At 51.9% G+C, this 2,642-nt stretch carries 4 protein-coding genes; all 4 read right to left on the bottom strand.

Annotated features, from left to right (window positions below):
• Positions 1-184, bottom strand: a 184-nt coding sequence (locus tag RC85_RS27980) for a hypothetical protein (RefSeq protein ID WP_162273291.1), incomplete at its 3' end; no start/stop codon positions are given.
• Positions 185-521: 337 nt separating this feature from the next.
• Positions 522-977, bottom strand: coding sequence for a hypothetical protein (locus RC85_RS25340; protein WP_157594071.1), 456 nt, complete (start codon positions 975-977; stop codon positions 522-524).
• 83 nt (positions 978-1,060) lie between these two features.
• A complete protein-coding gene (locus RC85_RS25335) occupies positions 1,061-1,735 on the bottom strand; it encodes a hypothetical protein (protein ID WP_162273290.1) in 675 nt (224 codons plus the stop codon).
• A 412-nt stretch (positions 1,736-2,147) separates the two neighbouring features.
• The gene (locus RC85_RS28950; protein WP_261340496.1) at positions 2,148-2,273 is read right to left on the bottom strand and encodes a hypothetical protein; all 126 of its coding nucleotides are present in this window, start codon (positions 2,271-2,273) and stop codon (positions 2,148-2,150) included.
• Between the last annotated feature and the right edge of the window lie 369 nt (positions 2,274-2,642).

Genomic DNA, 2,642 nt, shown 5'->3' with positions numbered 1-2,642 from the left:
GGCGGGCAGCAAATGTTCGCGGCTCAGTCGGATAACGGTAAGCATCACCGAGGTGGCGGGATTTGACGTGCAAGCAGAGAGAAAAGCGTGCGGCCGCCACTCCGGTGCATGCAATGGTTATCCGCAATACACCATTGCGATGCGGCCCGTCGGCGCGGACTTCGTCCCTGTGGGTGGCAATCACCGTGTTGAAATCGTAGCAAAGTGTCGCCGGCAAAGCAAGTTTTGGCGATCAGCAGTAAGTCGAGTGTCCAGGCACAGGTGTTGGTTGATGCCACGCAGTGCATCCGGCACGTCAGCATTGATTGAGCATTGGAAGTCAGGCGTTGGTTGATGCCCCGCAGGGCAGTCTGGACTTGAGTATTGGTCGAGCGTTGGGGGCAAAGCAGTGTTGGCGGTCGTGTTTCATGCGTAGGTTGTGCCCCGCAGAACGCGAGGCGGGCAGCAAGTGTCCGTGTCTCAGTCGGATAACGGTAGACATCACCGGGTGGCGGCGAAAGACGTGCAAGCAAACGAAAAAACTAACCACCGCCACTCCGGTGCATGTCATGGTTATCCGCCACTTTGGGTTCTGCGTTGTCAATACGCGAAAAAAGCGAGTCAACCCAATCACGATCGCCGTCCGACAGCTCGGCAGTCCGGACATCATCGTAGGCATCAGATTCCCAGAGGATGCCAGTGTAGCAGAGGGTGCGCAGAGTATCGCCACCGGAAGTCAGCCGAATAGATCGGTCGCCGACGTCTCCGGGTAGCGTATGCCAGTAGCGTTGCCATGACACGTTGGCGTAGATCGAAGAAAGGCGATCAATCGTCGAGGGGTCCGACAACTCAAGCGTTACGTCGCCCGATTCGAGCGTGAGCGTTGTTGTGCGATCGAAGTCCGAAATCCAATCGGCGTCTGGTCGACCGAGAGAGGATCGGCAACACGGCAGTAATGCGACAAGCAAGGAAATCCAGAGTAGGCTAATACGCTTCATTACGTCAGTCGGATAACGGTCAGGATAACCGAGTCGCCGGATTAGATTAACCATTCAATTACCGCGCTGTCGGCGACTTCGGTTCATCCGTTTGTTATCCCGCGACGTCGGTTCAAGGCAAGGAAAAACATTGGAATTGCAACCAAGATGAATGATGATGGTTCGGGCACGGACGTAATACTCAAGGTCGGGACATTGTTTGTGCCGTCGGAAAAATTGCTCAATCGCGTAAAACGATCTGCAGGCGGTTCACTGCCATTGAATCCAAGGTTGAATCCCGCGAAATTATCACCATTTGCGATTAGTTGATTGAGTTGGCTGGTGACGTCAATTTGAATTACGGATCCAGTCGGTTCAGATGAAATCACAAAACTGTCGGCAAGGACTCCAGCGGCAACGTCAGCGGTAGACGATGCGTTAACGACACCGTCTCCGGAAAACACAAACAAATCGTAATTTAACGGAATGGAGGTGTCTCCAGAATTGACAGTCAAATTGAGATTTAGAGTTGCGGCGGCAACACTGGAGGATAACGATGAAATGTCAAATTCACCAACAGCTCGATCCTCCACACCAAACGAGCCAAACGAAGGGAAGTTGTTTGACTGAAATGTGTTATTGAAGGCGAACTGAAAACCGCTGGCATCTTGGTTTCGATATGTAGCAAATGCATCCGGATTAATTACCAAGTCTCCTCGAACCAAGGTAGGAGACAAAAAGCAAGCGAAGAACAACGATAATAGCAGAGGTGATTTCATGATGATTTCCAAGGTTTGAGACAAGCACATATCCTACATTGCCGTTGCTCAATGTTCCAGTTAAGCGGGATAACGTTTAAGTTCAGGGCACAGAAAAAGGGAAAGGGGTAATTAATCGGTTTTGTTAGCCGTTGCGAGTTTTCATTCTGAAAACTACCCCCTTCCCTTTTTCCGTGCCCAATCATCCATGCGGCGTTGAGCGTTAGGCGAACGAGTGTAACCTGAATAGATGAATCGAAAGACGTTAGCAACCGAGCAAAACGTCGACACTGCGTTCCGCCGTGGGAAGAGATACTGCACGACCAAACGACTTGCAATCCAAAGTGGGATAACGTCCGGGATCACCGGGTACGGAGAGTGAAGTTGACCATCAGGAAAAAGCGTGCAAGCCGTACTCCGGTGCATCCCATGGTTATCCGAACGCATTGGGAAAGAGCATGGCGAAAGCCGACACAAACAGCATCAAGCAGAACACCAAACCGGAAATAATACAACATAGGTAGACTGGCAGTCCCATCAAAAAGATGAATTCACGCATGGGTGAAGCGACCGAGGTGCTGAGGGCGAAGACTAGTGTTGCAAGGCCGTAGCACCCAATCGAAAATCCAAGGAGGCGGAAAAGCATCGGTGTGCCCTGCGGGAGTACCAAGGCAAAGCCTATTGCAACTGCTAATGTTGTGGTAAGCAAATGGCGGATCGTCAGTCGAGCCGTGGAGTTCGCATTCGGAGTCATATACGGTCGCCGTGCCGAGTTGCATGTCGTGTCGTTCAGTCGGATAACGGTAGGGTTTTGCGGGTGGCGGCGATTGACTTGCAAGTAAACGGAAAAGCGTGCCACCGCCACTCCGTAACAACCCATGGTTCAAGTAAGCCGCTTCGCGGCGGGGCGTGTGGATTGAAAACGTGA

Source organism: Rubripirellula obstinata (assembly GCF_001642955.1).
Lineage (GTDB): Bacteria > Planctomycetota > Planctomycetia > Pirellulales > Pirellulaceae > Rubripirellula > Rubripirellula obstinata.
The sequence above is the reverse complement of the archived record's forward strand: the minus strand, read 5'-3'. Positions and strand labels throughout refer to the sequence as shown.

Coding starts and splice junctions, on each gene's coding strand:
- RC85_RS25340 (WP_157594071.1), bottom strand. CDS start 977: ATGAAGCGTATTAGCCTACTCTGGATTTCCTTGCTTGTCGCATTACTG.
- RC85_RS25335 (WP_162273290.1), bottom strand. CDS start 1,735: ATGAAATCACCTCTGCTATTATCGTTGTTCTTCGCTTGCTTTTTGTCT.
- RC85_RS28950 (WP_261340496.1), bottom strand. CDS start 2,273: ATGCGTGAATTCATCTTTTTGATGGGACTGCCAGTCTACCTATGTTGT.